This is a genomic window from Pseudidiomarina xizangensis, from assembly GCF_052541995.1.
On sequence record NZ_JBOBQA010000001.1, the window covers coordinates 937,088 to 955,861 of the forward strand.

General features: G+C 50.3%; 16 protein-coding genes. 4 read left to right on the forward strand and 12 right to left on the reverse strand.

Annotated elements, in window-relative coordinates:
- Nucleotides 1-217: 217 nt before the first annotated feature.
- Nucleotides 218-1,576 (forward strand): N-succinylarginine dihydrolase, encoded by a 1,359-nt coding sequence (gene astB / locus ACQ5ES_RS04570; protein WP_445014760.1) that lies wholly within the window; start codon nucleotides 218-220, stop codon nucleotides 1,574-1,576.
- 72 nt (nucleotides 1,577-1,648) lie between these two features.
- Here astB and purF read toward each other — a convergent pair whose 3' ends face one another.
- From purF to fabB, 10 genes are all read right to left on the reverse strand, one after another.
- Entirely contained in the window at nucleotides 1,649-3,169 is a 1,521-nt protein-coding gene (gene purF, locus ACQ5ES_RS04575; protein ID WP_445014761.1) for an amidophosphoribosyltransferase, read from the reverse strand.
- 20 nt (nucleotides 3,170-3,189) lie between these two features.
- Entirely contained in the window at nucleotides 3,190-3,675 is a 486-nt protein-coding gene (locus ACQ5ES_RS04580) for a CvpA family protein (protein WP_445014762.1), read from the reverse strand.
- A gap of 78 nt (nucleotides 3,676-3,753) precedes the next feature.
- On the reverse strand, nucleotides 3,754-4,335 hold the full coding sequence (locus tag ACQ5ES_RS04585) for an SPOR domain-containing protein (RefSeq protein ID WP_445014763.1): 582 nt from the start codon (nucleotides 4,333-4,335) through the stop codon (nucleotides 3,754-3,756).
- A 2-nt stretch (nucleotides 4,336-4,337) separates the two neighbouring features.
- Nucleotides 4,338-5,618 (reverse strand): bifunctional tetrahydrofolate synthase/dihydrofolate synthase, encoded by a 1,281-nt coding sequence (gene folC, locus ACQ5ES_RS04590; RefSeq protein ID WP_445014764.1) that lies wholly within the window; start codon nucleotides 5,616-5,618, stop codon nucleotides 4,338-4,340.
- Between the two features lie 8 nt (nucleotides 5,619-5,626).
- Complete coding sequence (gene accD / locus ACQ5ES_RS04595; RefSeq protein ID WP_445014765.1) at nucleotides 5,627-6,490, reverse strand: acetyl-CoA carboxylase, carboxyltransferase subunit beta; 864 nt, start codon at nucleotides 6,488-6,490, stop codon at nucleotides 5,627-5,629.
- Nucleotides 6,491-6,592: 102 nt separating this feature from the next.
- A complete protein-coding gene (gene truA, locus ACQ5ES_RS04600; RefSeq protein WP_445014766.1) occupies nucleotides 6,593-7,402 on the reverse strand; it encodes a tRNA pseudouridine(38-40) synthase TruA in 810 nt (269 codons plus the stop codon).
- On the reverse strand, nucleotides 7,399-9,402 hold the full coding sequence (locus ACQ5ES_RS04605; RefSeq protein WP_445014767.1) for a FimV/HubP family polar landmark protein: 2,004 nt from the start codon (nucleotides 9,400-9,402) through the stop codon (nucleotides 7,399-7,401). Before ACQ5ES_RS04605 ends, truA begins: the two co-directional genes overlap by 4 nt.
- A 57-nt stretch (nucleotides 9,403-9,459) precedes the next feature.
- Nucleotides 9,460-10,476 (reverse strand): aspartate-semialdehyde dehydrogenase, encoded by a 1,017-nt coding sequence (locus ACQ5ES_RS04610; protein WP_445014768.1) that lies wholly within the window; start codon nucleotides 10,474-10,476, stop codon nucleotides 9,460-9,462.
- A 10-nt stretch (nucleotides 10,477-10,486) separates the two neighbouring features.
- Nucleotides 10,487-11,659 (reverse strand): 4-phosphoerythronate dehydrogenase, encoded by a 1,173-nt coding sequence (locus ACQ5ES_RS04615; protein WP_445014769.1) that lies wholly within the window; start codon nucleotides 11,657-11,659, stop codon nucleotides 10,487-10,489.
- 107 nt (nucleotides 11,660-11,766) lie between these two features.
- Nucleotides 11,767-12,978: a beta-ketoacyl-ACP synthase I gene (gene fabB, locus ACQ5ES_RS04620; RefSeq protein ID WP_445014770.1), complete on the reverse strand. Its 1,212-nt coding sequence runs from the start codon at nucleotides 12,976-12,978 to the stop codon at nucleotides 11,767-11,769.
- 134 nt (nucleotides 12,979-13,112) lie between these two features.
- On the opposite strand from fabB, the gene mnmC reads away from it, so the two are divergent.
- A complete protein-coding gene (gene mnmC, locus ACQ5ES_RS04625) occupies nucleotides 13,113-14,954 on the forward strand; it encodes a bifunctional tRNA (5-methylaminomethyl-2-thiouridine)(34)-methyltransferase MnmC2/FAD-dependent 5-carboxymethylaminomethyl-2-thiouridine(34) oxidoreductase MnmC1 (protein ID WP_445014771.1) in 1,842 nt (613 codons plus the stop codon).
- On the opposite strand, the gene ACQ5ES_RS04630 is transcribed toward mnmC, so the two are convergent.
- Complete coding sequence (locus ACQ5ES_RS04630) at nucleotides 14,951-15,229, reverse strand: YfcL family protein (RefSeq protein WP_445014772.1); 279 nt, start codon at nucleotides 15,227-15,229, stop codon at nucleotides 14,951-14,953. The genes mnmC and ACQ5ES_RS04630 overlap by 4 nt on opposite strands.
- Nucleotides 15,230-15,368: 139 nt before the next feature.
- Between ACQ5ES_RS04630 and fldB the strand changes: the two genes are divergently transcribed.
- Nucleotides 15,369-15,893 carry a flavodoxin FldB gene (gene fldB, locus ACQ5ES_RS04635; protein ID WP_445015386.1) on the forward strand — a complete coding sequence of 175 codons (525 nt, stop codon included), beginning with the start codon at nucleotides 15,369-15,371 and terminating at the stop codon, nucleotides 15,891-15,893.
- Between the two features lie 8 nt (nucleotides 15,894-15,901).
- Here fldB and ACQ5ES_RS04640 read toward each other — a convergent pair whose 3' ends face one another.
- Nucleotides 15,902-16,342: an HIT domain-containing protein gene (locus ACQ5ES_RS04640; protein WP_445014773.1), complete on the reverse strand. Its 441-nt coding sequence runs from the start codon at nucleotides 16,340-16,342 to the stop codon at nucleotides 15,902-15,904.
- A 37-nt stretch (nucleotides 16,343-16,379) separates the two neighbouring features.
- Here ACQ5ES_RS04640 and ACQ5ES_RS04645 point away from each other — a divergent pair, with 37 nt between their 5' ends.
- Nucleotides 16,380-18,746 (forward strand): zinc-dependent metalloprotease, encoded by a 2,367-nt coding sequence (locus tag ACQ5ES_RS04645; protein ID WP_445014774.1) that lies wholly within the window; start codon nucleotides 16,380-16,382, stop codon nucleotides 18,744-18,746.
- Nucleotides 18,747-18,774: the final 28 nt, after the last annotated feature.

The following is an 18,774-nucleotide window of genomic DNA, read 5'->3' on the forward strand; positions in this document are numbered from 1 at the left end:
TTGCAACCTAGTATGATGGGATTCTTTTTTAGATATATCGTTTATACACAGACGAAACAACCATGCTGTGCAAAATTCATAAAAATTCGTTAATTGCTTATAGCCATGCAAGTACTTCTCGGATCACCTCGAATGGCGCGGCGTTGGGCAACATCACTACTTACACAAGCGCCCACATGTGCGTATAATAGCGCTTGTTAACTTGCTTGCAACTGCAATGGAGGAATTAGTGAGCGCTCAACATTTTGAAGTGAACTTCGATGGTTTAGTCGGCCCAACCCACAATTACGCAGGATTATCCTTTGGTAACGTGGCATCGCTCTCCAACGCTAAAGCGGCTTCGAGCCCTCGTTCAGCTGCCAAGCAAGGTCTGGCCAAAATGAAGGCCTTACACGATATGGGCATGGTGCAAGGCGTCTTTGCTCCCCATGAACGTCCGGATATCAACACCTTACGGCGTCTTGGCTTCACCGGCAATGATGGTGAAGTTCTGCACCAAGCAGCAACTCAAGCACCGCAAATTTATCAGGCGGTATGCTCTGCTTCGAGCATGTGGACAGCCAATGCCGCCACGGTTTCACCCGGGGCTGATACCGCTAATGGCAAAGTCCATTTTACCCCGGCAAACCTGACCAATAAATTTCACCGCTCACTGGAACCCATGACCAGCGGTCGTATTTTACAAGCGATGTTTGCCAATTCACGTTATTTCGATCATCACCTGCATTTGCCTGACAATGAGCACTTCGGTGACGAAGGCGCCGCAAACCATACTCGCTTAAGCAGTAATTACGGTCATGCTGGGGTTGAGATCTTCACCTTTGGCCGTTATGCCTTCGACAGCAGCAAACCAGCGCCGACAAAATTTCCGGCGCGACAAACCTTTGAAGCGTCACAGGCAATTGCGCGTCTGCATGGGTTAACTGATGAGACTACCGTCTACATTCAGCAGAATCCTGAGGTCATCGATCAAGGCGTGTTTCACAACGACGTCATCGCCGTCGGCAACAAAAATGTCTTGTTCTTCCATGAACAAGCCTTTCTCAATACCGAAGCAAAGCTTGCTGAAATTCAACAAAAGTTCGGCGACGAAAAAGTGCATTTTATTTGCGTGAAAACCAGTGAAGTCGCGGTTGCCGATGCGGTACAGACCTACCTATTTAATACCCAACTATTAACGATGCCGGACGGCACCATGGCCATCATCGCGCCGACTGAATGTCAGGAAAATCCAAGAGTTGCTGCCTACTTAGAAGAGTTGGTGCAACGTGACACGCCAATCAAGCGCGTTCATTACTTTGATGTAAAACAGAGTATGCGTAATGGTGGTGGCCCAGCATGTCTGCGCCTGCGTGTCGCGCTTAATGATGATGAGCTTGCCGCAGTGAATCCGGCGGTGATTATGAATGATAGCTTATTCGACAGATTGAATAAGTGGGTCGACAAACACTATCGCGACGAGCTAAGTGTTGACGACCTGCGCGATCCACAGCTCTTAATGGAATCACGTTCGGCGCTTGACGAGCTCACCCAAATCCTAAAACTCGGCTCAGTCTATCCATTCCAAATCGACTAATCAAAAAAGCCCGCAAACGCGGGCTTTTTCCTCTGGTATCCAGTATCTGGTAGCGAATAACGCTCTCGCTCTTTAGTCCTCGTCGTCTTCGTTGTGGACTTCGAGATTCGCATCTTCCGTGTCACCCTCACTATTTCGCGCAATATCATTCCGCGCCGCATCCAACCGATCCAGATAACCCTGATTAATATCACCGGTGATGTATTCACCATTAAATACCGAGGTTTCAAATTGAGTGATTGAGGTATTTTCTTCCTGCACCGCAGCAATCAAATCCTCCAGATCCTGGTAGATCAAACCATCCGCTTTAATTAACGCATTGATTTCTGAGGCTTCACGACCGTGCCCAATGAGTTCATTCGCACTTGGCATATCAATGCCGTAAACGTTAGGAAAACGAATCTCTGGTGCTGCTGAGGCAAAATAAACTTTTTTAGCACCTGCCTCACGGGCCATCTCAATAATTTGCTCTGAGGTAGTGCCACGCACGATAGAATCATCTACCAACAACACATTTTTACCATGGAATTCAGCACCTATCGCATTTAGTTTACGGCGCACTGATTTCCGCCGTAGCGTTTGCCCTGGCATGATAAAGGTTCGACCAATGTAACGGTTTTTTACGAAACCTTGACGATAAGGCAGTTCCAATACGTTTGCCATTTCCAATGCGATATCACAACTGGTTTCTGGGATCGGAATCACCACATCGATGTCCAGATCAGCATAGTCACGCTTCATTTTCTCGCCTAACTTACGCCCCATATTTACGCGCGTCGCATAAACTGAAATTTTATCAATAAAGGAATCCGGTCGGGCAAAATAAACATACTCGAAAATACACGGGCAATGTTGGGGATTATCCGCACATTGACGCGAATACAGCTCGCCATCGTCAGTAATGTAAATCGCTTCACCTGGCTCAACGTCACGCATGTATTTGAAACCAGTACCATCAATCGCAACGCTCTCCGAGGCAACAATGTACTCATTGCCGTTGGCTGTCTCACGTTGGCCCAACACCAAAGGTCGAATTCCCCAGGGATCGCGAAATGCTACGATACCGTGGCCGATAATCATCGCGACTACCGCATAGGCGCCCCGGATTTGACGATGCACGCGGCTTACGGTGGCAAATACATCGTCAGGTGTAAGTTTTAAGCTTTGTTGCTGATAAACCTCATGCGCAAAGATATTCAGTAAAATCTCTGAATCTGAGGTGGTATTAATATGTCGGCGCGCCTTGGCAAACAGCTGCTCCTGCAATTCATCTGCATTGGTCAGATTACCGTTGTGTGCCATGGCAATACCAAAGGGCGAATTCACGTAGAACGGTTGCGCCTCAGCTGAGCTGGAACTACCGGCAGTTGGGTAACGCACATGACCAATACCGACCCGACCCGCTAAACGGTGCATGTGCCGGGTGCGAAACACATCGCGCACCAAACCATTGGCTTTGCGCAATCGCAATGTATTGTTATGCACGGTCATCACACCGGCAGCGTCTTGGCCGCGATGCTGTAACATCGTCAGGCTATCGTACAAGGCCTGATTGACCGGATCTTTACCCACTATACCCACAATGCCACACATGCTACGACAACCTCATTTGCTTAGTTGGGGAGAAAACTTGAAGTTTGCTCAAAATATTCGAAAAACCATTGAATAAAAATACCGAAATGCGGTATCAACATCGATTGTTGCCACCATTCAATACTTGCCAGTGCGGTAAAACTATCCATAAAGAATAATAATGCACTTACGATTAATACCCCACGCAACGCACCAAAGATTCCACCGAGTAAACGGTCGGTTCCAGTCAGGCCAGTTTTGTGGACCAGTTGACCCAGCACGTAATTCACTACGGCGCCAACTATTAGGGTACTAACGAACAGAGCTAACGCGGCGACGGCGTTCCGCACCATAGGATCATCAAGACGGGTAAACCAGCTGGCAAGATCTTGGTAATACCAACTAGCAATAAAAAATGCAGCGACCCAGACCGCAAGCGACATGGCTTCTTTAACGAAACCGCGCACCAGACTCACTAGTGTCGACAGCGAAATTACAATTAAAATGGCATAATCAATCCAGACCATGAGGGCTATCCTAAGGCTGTTAAAGACGCGCGAAGTCTATCAGAAATCAGTAAGAAAAACGTCACTTTTTATTCAGCTTTACGGTTCGAAGCGTACGATTCTACCATTCAGCCCAGTGAGTTTTTTTAGCTCTGGAAGTTGCTGTTCTAATTCGGCTTGCGTAAGTGCGGGACCCACCAATAAGCGGATCAAGGTTTTGCCATTGACCTGAGTTGTCTCACGGTAGGCAGCAAAGCCCTGATTTTGTAGCTGTTGCATCAGTTTATCCACTGAATCAGCGTTACTAAACGCACCAAGTTGGATGACCCAGCCCGGTTCTTGTAACGACTCCTGAGTCGGCTCAGCTTCTGCTTTAGTCGTGCTATTCTGACTCTCACTCCTTGCAGCCACCGCAGCTTCATCTAAGTTCGGCGCATCTTCAGCGGTAAGGGTAACCTCACTGTTAGCGTCTGGAGTAACATTAATCGCTGTCCCCTCAAGCTCCGTGGCGGGCAGCGTTACTTGTTGTTCAACCACATCCGCTTCCGGCTGCAATGGCATGGCTTCAAAATCTTGTTCCTGGCGGATCTGTTTACCGTCCAATAACTCAGGCAAAATAATTACCGCTAACGCGACCAAAATAATAGTGCCGACAATTCGATTTTGTAATTGCGATGCCATGCTTACTCCGCTTCAGGGATTTTAGCCACAGTGTAGAACGAGCCGCACACCAATACTAGTGGTTGCTCACTGGATTCGCGTGCGGCCTCACAAGCGGCCGCAAAGGCTTGCGTAACGCTCGTGAATTGCGCCACGGGTTGTTGCCCTGATCCGCCGTTCAATGCGCTCGCAAGTTCCGCCGCGGAAGCTCCACGTTGTTCTTCCAAATCAGCAAGATACCAAGCACTCACGACCGACTCAAGGGCCGCCAAAGTACCCGGGATATCTTTATCCTTAAGCATGCCCACCACGGCATAAATCGGGCGTTGAGGAAAACGTCGCTGCAAATAATCGCTAAGGAAAGCCGCAGCGTGGGGATTATGCGCTACATCCAATAAATAATCTGGATCCCCAGCCTTAAATTCTAGTCGGCCAGTTTCTCGTGCCGCACTTAATCCCTCTCGAATCGCCTGTTCAGTTACCGGCAGAGCGAGTAACTCGAGCGCCATTAACGCGGTAGCCGCATTCGGTAACGGTAACTGCGGCACTGGCAAGTCAAGTAGTTGACTGCAAGGACTACTGAAGTGCCAGTGCCGCAAATCGGCGGCGCGACGATAATTAAATTCGGTGCCGACGCTGCTAGGGTAAATCGCTTTTGCCGCGAGCTCAGCGACAACTTCTGCGGGAAAATCTGGTTCACCTATTACTGCGGCTTTTCCGGGTCGAAAGATACCCGACTTCTCGCGCGCGATACCGGTTCGATCTGAACCAAGAAAAGCAACGTGGTCAATGCCCACGGAAGTGACCACGCCAACATCAGCATCGATACAATTTACCGCGTCTAACCGTCCGCCCAGTCCTACTTCCAGGATCCAGACATCTAATGTTTGCTGCTGCATCAGCCACAATGCTGCCAGCGTGCCAAATTCGAAATAGGTGAGTGAGGTTTTACCCCGAACTGCTTCCACCGCCTGAAACGCTTGCACATGCATTGTCGCAGGCAATTGCTTGCCATCAATGCGCACACGCTCTTCATACACCCGCAGGTGTGGTGAAATGTACACCCCAGTGCCGTAGCCGGCAGCTTGCAGAATAGTCTCCAAGTAACGCACTGTGGAGCCTTTACCATTGGTACCGGCCACCGTGATCACCCGCGCTTTAATCGGAGCTATACCTAAACGCTTTGCGACTTGTGCTATACGCTCCAGACCAAGATCAATTGCACTAGGATGGAGCGCCTCTAAATAACACAGCCAGGCATCGAGCCCGGCTGTTGATGATGGTGCTGGTAGAGTTTTGCTCATACGTTAGCTTAGTATTCGTCAGCCAACGGTGCGTGGTGCTGGAATTTCGCCAACAGCGCTGCAATCCGATTGCGCATTTGACGACGATCAACAATCATGTCAACTGCGCCATGATCGACTAAAAACTCGGCCCGCTGGAACCCTTCAGGTAAAGTTTCTCGCACGGTTTGCTGGATAACCCGCGGCCCGGCAAAGCCGATTAGCGCTTTCGGTTCGGCGATATTAACATCACCTAGCATAGCTAAACTTGCCGATACGCCACCCATGGTAGGATCGGTAAGCACAGAAATATAAGGTAAGCCCTCTTCACTCATGCGCGCCAGCGCAGCTGAGGTCTTCGCCATTTGCATCAGTGACATTAAAGCTTCCTGCATACGAGCGCCACCTGATGCAGAAAAGCACACCAATGGAATCCGTTCCCGTAAACAAACTTCTGCGGCTTTGACAAAACGCGCGCCAACGACAGACGCCATCGATCCGCCCATGAATTCGAATTCAAATGCCACAGCCACCACAGGCATGCCTTTCAATTTGCCTTTTTGCGCCACTAACGCATCTTTTTCACCAGTTGCCTTTTGTGCTGCAGCAATGCGGTCCTTGTATTTTTTTGAATCACGGAACTTCAGAATGTCTTTTGGCTCAAGTTCTGCACCGATTTCGCTGCCGCTGCCGCTATCTAAGAAACTGTCTAATCGACGGCGCGCCGACATCCGCATATGATGATCGCATTTGGTACAAACATGCAGGTTGCGCTCCAAATCTGCGCTGTAGATGATGGCATCGCAACTGCTGCATTTCGCCCACACTCCCTCAGGAATATTGCGACGTTTACCGCTTTTTGGCTTTGCAAGAATTCGCTCAATCCAGCTCATATCGTTTCATTCATCTCAATTGGTGATAATGGCAAATTGCCTAAACTCCCCGTATTAAAGCACATTCTGCGCTGACCTTGCAGTAAAAAGTGGTCTTATTAGTCACTCTAGCGGGGGGCTTTCAGGTAGCCAAAGTGGCCCAGCAGTGAGCTTCGGTAGTTGGAATTCTGCCGGATAATCAACCTGCACTAAGTACAGACCTTCCGCTTTAGCGGTCGCGGCTGCCAGCGTACGATCACGTTGCGCCAACAGCTGCGCTGGCCATTCTAACGATTCCACACCCTTACCAACTTCCAGCAGGCTACCAACAATATTGCGCACCATATGATGCAAGAACGCGTTGGCGCCAATATCGATCACCACATAATCGCCGTGACGAGTTACATGGATATGGGTGATACAACGGTTGGCGGAATGGGATTGGCATTGAGCTGCACGAAATGCACTGAAGTCATGCTCACCCAACAATGCTTGTGCAGCCTGATGCATCTGCGCGACATCTAAATCAAAATGATAATGGCTCACGCCGCGGCCTAATATCGCCGGGCGTAACCGGGTATTACAAATAATGTAACGATAACGTCGTCCAGTTGCGCTAAATCTGGCACTGAAGTTGTCTGGAACCTGACGTACCCAACGTACGGCAACGTCAGCTGGTAGATTACTGTTCACCCCCATGGTCCATGCTGGAGCATTGCGCGCCTCGCGGCTGTCGAAATGCACAACTTGCCCGGTGGCATGTACACCAGCATCGGTGCGGCCAGCACAAACAACGTCAACGGGATGATCAGCCACCTTGCTTAAGGCTCGTTCCAGAACCTCTTGCACTCCGGTCACTTCACGTTGTCGTTGCCAGCCAAAATAGTTACTACCGTTGTATTCAATACCCAGCGCAAAGCGCGTACTACTCATCGCCCGCCCTGTTCACTTAGTTTCTTCAGTAGTGCAGCAGCTTCTTGCTCTGCTTCTTCGTCATCGCAGCCTTGAATGCTCTCAAGCAAACTGCGCGCGTCTTCGACTTCGCCCATATCGATATACACTTGCGCCAGGTCTAAACGCGCTGCTGGTGATTTACTTTCATCTAGCATGGCTTCCGTCGACAGGTCATAGTCAACATCTTCTATGTCTTCACCCGCCAAAGCTTCGTTGATCTTTTCTTTATCGTAAGGATCTTCGTGTTCTTCACTTGCTTCGGTATCTGCTTCATCCATTAGACTTTCAATAGATAAGTAGTCATCGTCCTCAGCGATTGTCTTGTTATCATCATTGCCTTTTTCTTCGGCTTCAGTATCTTCGGCTTCAGTATCTTCCGTTTCAGTATCTTCTTGCGCCGGCACTGGCGTCGTCGTCATATCGTCGTCTAACCGCAGACCGCCAAACGAATCCATTTCTGCTTCGTCACCTTCCGGCTCCTCAACAACACGATACTCACTCACCTCTTCAGGATCGACAGACTCGTCCGACTTTTCATCCTCGTCAAGACTCGGTTCAAATGCTAACAACGCATCGACTTCTCTCGACATTGGGTCGTCATCATCGTCGTGAGCTTCATCATCGTCGCGAGCCGCTGCAGAGTCATCAGCCTGTTCACGTAAATACGCATCCAAATCAACATCAGTGACCTCAACATCCTGGCCCTGCTCGGTCATCGGCTCCGGCGCTTGTTCCTGCAAGTCATCCGTCTCTGATGGAGCCGTCGACTCGTCCGCAAATTGCTCGCTGGTTCGATCAATCTCCTCATCCTCGATTTCGCCACGGGTCGTTCTGACCAATTCATCGGTAGCGTCTTCATCTGCAGTATCATCGACAGCGGTAAGGTCGTGCCCATCTCGCGCGATACTTTGTTCTTGCTCCTGCGCAACAGCTGCAACCTTGCCATCTTCGTCAGCTTCGGTCCGACTACTACTTTCGTCAGTGTTATCAGCGACTTGATCAGCCGCCATTTCGCGTTCTAGTCGACGTACGTAAGCGAAGTACCATAAAGCGCCTAAAACGATGACCAATAGCAAAGCTATGACACCGAGATGCAAAGGTTTTAACAGCCAGTCCAACCAACTTGTTTGCTTGTTACGTGAACGTGTCACCGCTGGTTTTACATCTTCCGCCGGTTGTTCAGTTACCGTTGTCACCGCATCTTGCTGCTCAACTGCAGTCGTAGGTTCTTGTTCTGCGCTAGCCTCTTCGGCCGTCGTGGTATCAAGCGCGGGGTTACTCTCACTCGGCTGTTCATCTACCGTAGCAGCTGTCAGCTCGTTAGCTCCTTGCGAGTTAATTTCTTGCGCAATCGACTCCATTTCGGCAGAAGCGCGTTGTTCTTCAGCGGCTAGCTGACGCAGTACCGTAAGTTCTTTGGTGACAGCCTCCAAACGTTGTTGTAAATCCGTGTTTTCAGTCTGCAAACTCTCAATTAAATTGATTGATTCAGATAACTGACCACGCAGCGCTTCCATCTCAGACACTGAAATCGCAATTTCTGATTCAACTTGTGTGGTGTTTATTGAGACTTCTTCGCCGCTACCGGCATCAGTGGCTGGCGGCAAGTCGGTTGCTTCGGCTGGCTTCGTTGCAGCAGTCTCAGGAGATGTCGGCACTACAGCTTTTGGGGTGTTATTGGTTTGCGCTAAGGTACCAATATCGGGAATTTCTAGATAAAAGCCGGTTAGCATAAAGTCAGGACGATTATCTCTAAATGCACGAGGGTTCGCCGCCACGATAACGTCCATCATTTCATAGACGCTAACGCCACGTTGACGACCGTAATAGGTCGCGATACTCCACATCGTGTCAGTCTGAACGATGGGCCCGAATTGTTCCGGCTGCCAGCGTGAGGCGCGCGAGCTCTGCTGCGCCATAGTAGCAGCCGAAAATGCAACAAGTGCTGCCATAACCGCAGCTAAAATAATTCGTGCCATCGCGTTTCCATCCCTTTTAGCTGTTATTATCCGATTCGAATGAAATCAAAAGCTTATTTAAATATAGTCGTTTATCAAATGTTCGGCAATTTGAATGCTGTTCGTTGCCGCACCTTTTCGCACATTATCTGCAACCACCCATAAATTGAGACCTTGCGGGTGCGAAATATCATTCCGCACTCGGCCAACGAAAACTTCGTCATGTCCGGTAGCATGGCTCACTTGTGTTGGGTAATCATCGTTCGCATCAAACAGCACCACGCCCGGAGCCTGACGAAGTAACTCTTTTGCTTGTTCGGCATCAAGTGGCTGTTGGGTTTCAATGTGTACCGCCTCGGCATGACCGTAGAATACCGGCACACGAACCGCTGTCGCATTCACCCGTATTGCCGGGTCAGCAAAGATTTTTTGTGTCTCCCACACCATTTTCATCTCTTCTTTGGTGTAGTCATTGTCCATGAATACGTCAATTTGCGGTATACAATTAAAAGCAATCTGACGGGAGAAATAGTCACTTTCTAACGGCCGGCCGTTCATCAGTTGTGCAGTCTGTTGCGCCAATGCATCCATAGCTTCTTTACCAGCTCCAGACACTGACTGATAGGTCGCAACATTAATTCGATCAATACCAACCGCGTCGTAAATAGGTTTCAGCGCCACCAACATTTGAATTGTTGAACAGTTCGGGTTAGCAATAATATTGCGGTTACGAAAATCAGCCAGTGCGTGCGCATTGACCTCTGGCACCACCAAAGGAACATCTTCCTCGTACCGGAATTCCGAGGTGTTATCGATGACAATACAGCCCGCCTCGGCGGCGCGCGGAGCATATAGTCGTGAAATGTTTCCACCAGCGGAGAAAAATCCTAATTCAACTTGCGTCCAATCAAAGGTGTCAGCATCGAGCACTTCAATTTCTTCGCCGCGAAATTTAATCGTAGACCCCGCGGAACGGCTACTTGCCAGTGGAAACAAGTCAGCCACTGGAAATTTTCGGGACTCCAATAATTCGATCATGTGCTGACCCACCAATCCGGTCGCACCTAATACCGCAACGTTGAATGCTCGAGACATGCTTTCTCCTTTAGTTTGCTATCTGAAATGTAAGTTGAGCGAGTCGCTGTTGCCAGTCACCACGTTCCGCCCATTGGCCTGCGTTTAAGTGTAGCTGATTTAGTTCGCCGCGTACGGCGTAATTCGAGCGTAAGGCATCAAAACTCGCAGCGTCACAGGGTGCCGCTCGCAGCATCTGATCATCGTTGCGAACATCGTAACAGCGCAAAATCCAGTCCGCCAGATCTTGCCAGTGCGGCTCGTTAGCCATCGAAACGACGTGTATCTGCCCCTGTGGGTAACGCGCCAGTAACTCATTCAATGATGGCAATTTTAAGCTGAGCTGTTGATCCGTCAACCATTTGTTCAGCAATTGCCAGCTGCCACCGATCTTACCGGCCAGACTATGTCCAGCAATATGGGGGGTTGCCAATTTGACCCAATCCAGCAGTTCCCCGGAAATCTGCGGTTCATGCTCCCAGACATCGAGCACCACTTGCAGGTTTGCCCCTGTTTTTAATCGTTCAAGCAGTGCTTGCTCGGCAACCACGGGACCGCGACTGGCATTTATGAGCACGGTCCCCGGGCGTAGTTGGCTCAGATCATCAGCGCCAATAAGATGATGCGTTGCATGAAGCCCTTGTCGTTGTAGGGGAACATGGCAGCTGATGACATCAGAGTTCAGTACCCGTTGCCAGTTATCATGTACTGGAACTTGATAGTTACCATTTGCGAGTAATGGCGGATCATAATAGTGCACCTCTAATCCGAGGCCACTCAAGCGCTCCCCCGCGGCGCGCCCAGTGTTACCAGCGCCAATGATTGCTACTTCGCCAGTTGGTAATCCATGGTTTTCTAGCGCCAGGGCAGCCATAGCGCTTGCGACATAATCACCGACCGCATTGGCATTCACTCCAGGAGTGCTATGAAAGGTCACTCCCGCAGCAACGATCGCTTCCTGGTCGACATGATCCGTGCCAATAGTTGCACTGCCTAGCCATTGCAGCCTCGGCGTCTGCTGCAATAACGCTTTATTTACCTGAGTTACCGAACGAATAAACATCACTTCAGCACGCCTTAACTGCTCTGCACTCGGCTCTCGCCCATTAAAATACTCTAAGCTTATCGCTTCAGGGTTTTGCCGCGCGACCGCGGCTACTAAAGTGTCGAGTTCTGGTAAATTTGCATCTGCAAGTAAGTGCATGATATCCACAGGCTGAAACTTAAAAGTTAAGCATACAAAAAGGTGCGCCGTAGCGCACCTTTTCAAGCTTATTTAATAACGTAAATTAACTCTGCAAAGTCTCTGCTTTACTTGTATTTACGCATTACTAGAGTGGCATTGGTACCACCGAAACCGAAACTATTCGACATTACCGTCGTCAATTCAATAGGCTTCATTTCAGTAATGATGTGCATGCCCTCAGCACCTGGATCAAGGTTTTCAACGTTGATCGATGGTGCAACGAAACCATGCTCGAGCATCAGCAATGAATAAATCGCTTCATGCACTCCGGCCGCGCCTAGTGAGTGACCGGTCATCGCTTTGGTCGCACTGATCATTGGTGTTTGCTCAGGAAATACTTCACGAATGGCTTCCAGTTCCTTGGTATCACCAACCGGTGTACTGGTACCGTGCGTATTGAGGTAATCGACCGGAGTATCGACGGTTGCCATAGCCATCTGCATGCAGCGTACTGCACCCTCACCTGATGGTGCAACCATGTCATAGCCGTCAGATGTTGCGCCGTATCCGATAATTTCACCGTAAATTTTTGCGCCCCGCGCCAAAGCAGTTTCGAGTTCTTCAACCACCACGATACCGCCACCACCAGCCGGGACAAAACCATCACGACCAGTATCATAGGTGCGCGACGCTTTACTTGGATCATCGTTGTACTTAGTGCTCAGTGCACCCATAGCATCAAACTCCATGCCGAGGGTCCAGTGCAGCTCTTCACCACCACCGGCAAACACACGATCTTGTTTACCGAGTTGGATCAGCTCAACGGCATGACCAATACAATGGGCTGAGGTTGCACAGGCTGAACTAATTGAATAGTTCACCCCCTTAATCTTAAATGGCGTCGCCAAACATGCGGAGGTCGTTGAAGCCATGCAACGTGGGACCATGTAAGGACCTACACGTTTCACACCTTTTTCCCGCAAGATATCCGCAGCAGCAACTTGATGCTCGCCCGATGCCCCACCTGAGCCGACAACTAAGCCGGTGCGATGATTGGAAACTTCCGACTCATCCAGTCCAGCATCTTCGACCGCCTGGGCCATTGCCATGTAAGCATAAGCCGCAGAGTCACCCATGAAACGCAAAGCTTTGCGATCAATGTGGTCTTGTGGATTCGCGCGGACCGGTCCCCAGACCTGACAGCGCAAGCCCATATCGGCAAATTCTTGTGAATATTCAATACCTGAACGCCCCGCTTTGAGCGATTCAAGTACTTCCTTCTGGTTCACGCCGATGCTCGACACGATGCCGATACCGGTTATCACTGCTCTTCTCATTCTAGTTTCCTGTCTTGCTGAGCGCACGTGTATGGTAGCTTAGTTCTGTAAAAAAGTGGTCTGCTTTCCGCAATTCTAAGTAAATATTGTTACACTATTGTGTATTCACAACGCTAAAAATTCGAGATTTTTCGGTGTCAGACCCTACTCACGCGCAAGTTACGTTTAATGAATTTGGCTTACCGGTAGCTACCGCTTTCGATGATATCTATTTTAACAATGAAAACGGTCTCGCCGAAACCAATTACGTTTTTCTTAAGCATAATGATCTCACGACACGCTGGCAAACCCATCGCGATAGACCTTTTGTTATTGCGGAAAGCGGATTCGGTACCGGTCTCAATTTATTGGCGTGCTGGCAGCTACTTCTTGAGCAAGCTCCAACCGATTTAAGACTACATTTTATCTCTTTCGAAAAGTTTCCACTACAGCACGACGATTTACGTCGCGCACTTGCCGCATTTCCCGAGCTAAATCAACTTGCGGCAGAATTACTCGAAGTTTATCCGCCTGCAGAGCCTGGATGCCACCGTCGTTATCTTGCTAAGGGAAGGATTATTCTTGATCTCTGGGTCGGAGCCATCGACGCGCAACTTAAAGCCTGGTTACCACATGCCCAACATCAAGTGGATGCTTGGTTTCTCGATGGCTTTGCACCGGATAAAAATCCCGCAATGTGGCAACCCGCATTGTATCAGGCGATGGTACAGAGTGCGGCGCCCGATGCGACCTTTGCCACTTTCACCGCCGCCGGAGATGTGCGGCGCGGACTACTGCAAGCTGGTGTATTGGTAAAAAAGGCTAAAGGCTTCGGCAACAAACGCGAAATGCTTTACGGGCAGATTAAAAGTACAGCGTCACCCGTTTCCCCACCACCTGAGCGCGTTACCATCATTGGTGGCGGTATCGCTGCAGCATGCCTGGCTCATGAACTGACAGCTGCCGGGGTAACCACCGAGATCATCAGCTACGGTGTTGCCGATGCTGCCTCGGGCAATCCACAAGGAGCGGTCTATCCACTGCTGCACGCCGAACGCAGTCCCCTTGCTGAATATTTCAGCATGGCTTTTGGTTACGCTACTAACTTCTTCCAGCAACAGACGCCCAACCATTGGTATCCCACCGGCGTAGTGCAGCTTGCGTACACCCAAGCGCGCCAGCATCGCTATGAAAAAATTTCACGGCAGCGAGCTGCTGGTGGCCCCGGCTACGATCGTGCCATGGTACAGTTATGCAGTGCCCCTGCCACCCAACAACTTTGGCAAGAGCTACCCGCGTACCCGAGTTTATATTACCCAACTGGCGGCTGGCTAACTCCCGCAGCGGTGGTCACCAAGCTGCTAAGCGGTCATCAGCTCAACGCTTCCGCCGCATTAACTGGAATCTCTCGGCCGCAGCATGGCGGCACTGTCTGGCGACTTGAATTTGCTGATGGTCAGATCATCGAACGCAACACTGTTATCCTTGCCTGCGGTGCAGGTTTGAAACAGCTACTGCAGCCGTTTGCATTGCAACTGCAGAATGTCCGTGGTCAGGTTACTCAGGTAACGGCCAGTGCCTTGTCTGCGCAATGCCCCTTAGTGATTTGCTACAAAGGTTACTTCACCCCGGCGATCGAAGGAAAACATTGTGTTGGTGCAACTTATGACCGCGATAGCGAGGATCTGCGGGTCCGGGCGACGGACCAACACGAGAATCTTAGTCATTTAACAGAGAACCTGGCTCCGGCAAGCTGGCCCGAACAATTGGTGCCCTGTGCCGATCGGGCAGCCATTCGTAATACCACAAAAGATCATTTACCCCTGGTTGGTGAACTTGAACCAGGGCTTTGGGTACTTGGCGGATTAGGCTCGCGAGGTTTTACCGCAGCGCCGCTCGCTGCCAACGTACTCACCGCAGCTTTATTAAAACGCCCGTTGCCATTGCCCACGCTCCTCTGGCAGCGACTGCAACCGCAGCGGTTACTAACGCCCTAATCGGCCACAGCTTCGAGCTTCGCTACCATCGCTGCAATGTGTTGCTGATCAGCTGGGCTTAATTCATGCTTGGTTTCGTCTAAAGCCGCCTTTAAGCTAGGTAGTACTACCTCGACTTCGGCTTTTTCCTGTAACTCTAACTGCGCCACTACCAAATCAAAATGACCACGAAGGTAACCACTCGCGAACAATTCGTCGTCATCACCGTCTTGCACGGCTTGATCAAAAACTTGCTCTAACTGTTGAATGAATTGATCAAAACTATTCTGTTGCACGTTCTACCTCACTGCGCTGCACTGTTTGGCTGCAAGTTGACTTGCAAATAGCGCGGCAGAATATCACAAAACCATGGCTTTCTGGTACACTGGAACTACGATTTATGCCACCCCACGCGACGAGGCGAAAGTTAGCAACATGACGGAAAAAATAGGCCTGTTTTACGGTTCCACCACCTGTTACACAGAAATTGCCGCGGAGAAAATTCAAGCACAATTTCCAGCTGGACAGGTTGAACTCTTTAATATTAAAGATGTGGCGTTAAGCGAAGCTGAGCAGTTTGAAACGTTAATCTTCGGCCTGTCGACCTGGGATTTCGGCGAGATCCAGGAAGATTGGGAGAGCCGCTGGGATGAAATCAGTCAACTTAATTTACAGGGCAAAATTGTTGCGCTATTCGGCATGGGTGATCAGGTCGGCTACACCGATTGGTTCCAGGATGCTCTAGGCATGTTGCATGATGAGCTTGGCGCAAGTGGTGCCACGCGTATCGGCTTCTGGCCCAATCAAGGTTATGATTTTGCCGCCTCCAAAGCACTCACTGCTGACGATGAGTTTTTTGTTGGACTCGCACTCGATGAAGATAGCCAATATGAGCTGAGCGAAGAGCGCATCCAGCAGTGGGTGGCACAACTCCAACACGAGCTCACTGAAGTCGGCTAAATCAACTGTTACACCAATGCCAGCCGTTGCTGCCAGATTTCACACTGCACTTTAGCGCTAGTCGGCGAATGTTTGCTGGCCGGAGAATGACCCCATACTGGTCCTGGCCACGCTGGATCGCCAGCTTCACGCAAAAGTAAGTGTACGTGTAACTGTGACACTAGGTTCCCTAATGCACCAACATTGAGTTTCGCCGTCGGCCGCCACTGTTTCAGAACACGACTCACCCGTTGAATCTCCAAGGCAAGTTGCTGTTGCTGCGCGACGGATAAATCTAAAAACTCCACCACCGAAGGCACGCGTGGCACCAGCACCAGCCAGTCATATCGCGTGTCATCAAACAGTAACACCTCACATAAGTCGAACGCACCTAGTCGCAAACAATCGTGAGCTAACCGCTGATCAAGCATGAACGGGTTACTTTCATTCGCAGGTTTGTTATAACGCATGCATAACTCGTTTAAGTTTCTGTAAAAGGATACCCTCATGAAAAAGCTCATGTTGGCACTAATGTTCTCAATCATCGGCTGCTGTGTCTTTGCCGCAAATGCTTGGGCCACACCATCAATCAGCGATTATACCGCGGACATGGAAGCACACAACGGCTTCTTTACCTTCTATCATGATCGCAACAGTGGTCAGTATTACCTCAAGATTCCGCGCGCGGAACAGCGGTTTATTTTTCAGACCAGCTTACCTTGGGGTTTGGGTTCTAACGATATTGGCCTCGATCGTGGCCAGCTAGGTACGACGCGTCTTGCCAGCTTTACCATTGAAGGCGATAAAGCGTTACTGACACACCACAATACCTATTTTCGGGCAAACTCTGAAAACAGCGCCGAACGCGCCAGTATTAACGAGGCATTTGCCGATTCCGTGATTGCCGGTTTCACCGTGGTCGCGAGGGACTCCGATGCAGTAGTTATCGACTATACGCCGTTTTTACTAAGTGATACCCACGGCGTGGTTGAGCGTTTAGCACAAACCAAACAAGGCAGCTTCACTGTAGCAAGCGACCGTAGCGTGGTGTATCCAGCGCGGAGTAAGGCCTTTCCTGATAACACTGAGTTGGAAGCCAAAGTCACCTTTAGCGGCAAAGGCGAAGGTCAGTATGTGCGCCAAGTTGCACCGGATGCCGATCATTTAACCTTACATTTACACCATTCATTTATTCGATTACCTGATGCCAATTACGCCACCCGCGCATTTCATTCGCAAAGTGGTTTTTGGGCTGAAGAGCACCGCGACTATGCCGCACCTTTGGGCGAATCAATGGCGGTCAAATACATTCCTCGTCATCGTCTGAAGCAAGGTGAGACGATCACCTATTACCTTGACCCCGGCGTACCGGACCCCGTGCGTAGTGCGTTACTCGAAGGCGCGAGGTGGTGGCAGGAAGCCTTTGCTGCGGCAGGTCATCCGCACGGCTATGCCGTTAAGGAACTGCCGGCTGACGCTGATCCAATGGACATTCGTTACAACGTGATCCAATGGGTACATCGCGCTACCCGCGGTTGGTCTTATGGTTCATCAGTCATTGATCCGCGTAGTGGTGAAATACTTAAAGGCCACGTAACTCTGGGGTCGCTGCGTGTGCGCCAGGATATGCTCATTGCGCAGAGTTTGCTCGCCCCTTATGCCGAAAACCTCAGTACCGAGCAACAACAACAACTTGAAGCTGATATTGAAGCGATGGCGTTAGCACGTATTCGTCAGCTCTCCGCACACGAAGTGGGTCATACCCTAGGCATTGCGCACAACTTCGCCGCCAGTAGTCATGACCGTGCCTCAGTCATGGATTACCCTCACCCGTTGATCAGTATCGCTACAGACACCGGAAAGCTCACTCTAGCCGACGCTTACGCCGAGGGTATTGGTTTGTGGGACAAACAGGTAGTGCGCTATGGTTACGGTGAAGGCGGTGACTCACTTGCCCGAATTGTTCGTCAAAATCGTCAACTCGGACTAACTTTTATTTCTGACCCTGACGCACGCCCGGTGGGCGGAGCTCACCCAGATGCGCATTTATGGGATAACGGTAGCGACGCTGTCACTGAACTTGAACGTATCCTTGCCGTCCGTGCTACCGCACTTGAGCAGTTTGGTTTAGCGAACCTGCAAACAGGTCTGCCGGTCAGTGACTTGCGCGCCATCCTGGTTCCAACCTACTTATTGCATCGCTATCAAACTGAAGCCGCAGTGAAAATGCTCGCTGGAGTGCACTATAACTATGCGGTTAAAGGTGATCGAGAGGTACAACAACGCCCCGTTAACGCCACCCAGCAACAGCGGGCATTGCAAGTGCTTACGCAGACCTTCGATGCTGAACGTTTAGCACTACCTGCCAGCGTGCGTGAAGTGTTGTTACCCTTCGCTTATGGAAGTTCCGCAACGCGGGAAAACTTCACCGGAAAAACCGGATTGATTCCTGATCCGGATACTATGGCTGCGAGCGCGGCGAGGTTCAGTCTGCAACTGTTGCTGCACCCAGATCGTCTTGAACGTTTAGTACAGCAACAGCAGTACAACGCCGAGTTACCCAACGTGCAAACCGTACTCAATGAAATTGCCGCCACAGCCATCGCCCCGGCGCGTACCGGTGTCGCCACAACCGTGGCCGAACGCATCGCGTTTGAAGCTTTGACGGCGATTGCCGAACTGTACCTGCAGCCGTTAAGCCCAGTACTTAAGGGGCGTGTTTTACACTTCTTACAAGCGGAACAAAGTGCTTGGCAAGATGCTCCAGAGAGCGCCGCACGTACACTTGCATTAAACGCTATTGAGCAACTTTTGCAACACGGGAAATGGCCACTACAGGCTGCTCCAGAATTACCTCCGGGTTCACCTATTTAATCGATGGACATAAAAAAACAGCGCCGCG

What these genes read in the sequence shown, in the direction of transcription:
- fabB (WP_445014770.1), bottom strand. Translation starts at nt 12,978, where the DNA reads ATGAGAAGAGCAGTGATAACCGGTATCGGCATCGTGTCGAGCATCGGC.
- ACQ5ES_RS04610 (WP_445014768.1), bottom strand. Translation starts at nt 10,476, where the DNA reads ATGTCTCGAGCATTCAACGTTGCGGTATTAGGTGCGACCGGATTGGTG.
- truA (WP_445014766.1), bottom strand. Translation starts at nt 7,402, where the DNA reads ATGAGTAGTACGCGCTTTGCGCTGGGTATTGAATACAACGGTAGTAAC.
- ACQ5ES_RS04645 (WP_445014774.1), top strand. Translation starts at nt 16,380, where the DNA reads ATGAAAAAGCTCATGTTGGCACTAATGTTCTCAATCATCGGCTGCTGT.
- purF (WP_445014761.1), bottom strand. Translation starts at nt 3,169, where the DNA reads ATGTGTGGCATTGTGGGTATAGTGGGTAAAGATCCGGTCAATCAGGCC.
- ACQ5ES_RS04580 (WP_445014762.1), bottom strand. Translation starts at nt 3,675, where the DNA reads ATGGTCTGGATTGATTATGCCATTTTAATTGTAATTTCGCTGTCGACA.
- ACQ5ES_RS04615 (WP_445014769.1), bottom strand. Translation starts at nt 11,659, where the DNA reads ATGCACTTACTTGCAGATGCAAATTTACCAGAACTCGACACTTTAGTA.
- fldB (WP_445015386.1), top strand. Translation starts at nt 15,369, where the DNA reads ATGACGGAAAAAATAGGCCTGTTTTACGGTTCCACCACCTGTTACACA.
- astB (WP_445014760.1), top strand. Translation starts at nt 218, where the DNA reads ATGGAGGAATTAGTGAGCGCTCAACATTTTGAAGTGAACTTCGATGGT.
- folC (WP_445014764.1), bottom strand. Translation starts at nt 5,618, where the DNA reads ATGAGCAAAACTCTACCAGCACCATCATCAACAGCCGGGCTCGATGCC.
- ACQ5ES_RS04605 (WP_445014767.1), bottom strand. Translation starts at nt 9,402, where the DNA reads ATGGCACGAATTATTTTAGCTGCGGTTATGGCAGCACTTGTTGCATTT.
- ACQ5ES_RS04640 (WP_445014773.1), bottom strand. Translation starts at nt 16,342, where the DNA reads ATGCGTTATAACAAACCTGCGAATGAAAGTAACCCGTTCATGCTTGAT.
- accD (WP_445014765.1), bottom strand. Translation starts at nt 6,490, where the DNA reads ATGAGCTGGATTGAGCGAATTCTTGCAAAGCCAAAAAGCGGTAAACGT.
- ACQ5ES_RS04585 (WP_445014763.1), bottom strand. Translation starts at nt 4,335, where the DNA reads ATGGCATCGCAATTACAAAATCGAATTGTCGGCACTATTATTTTGGTC.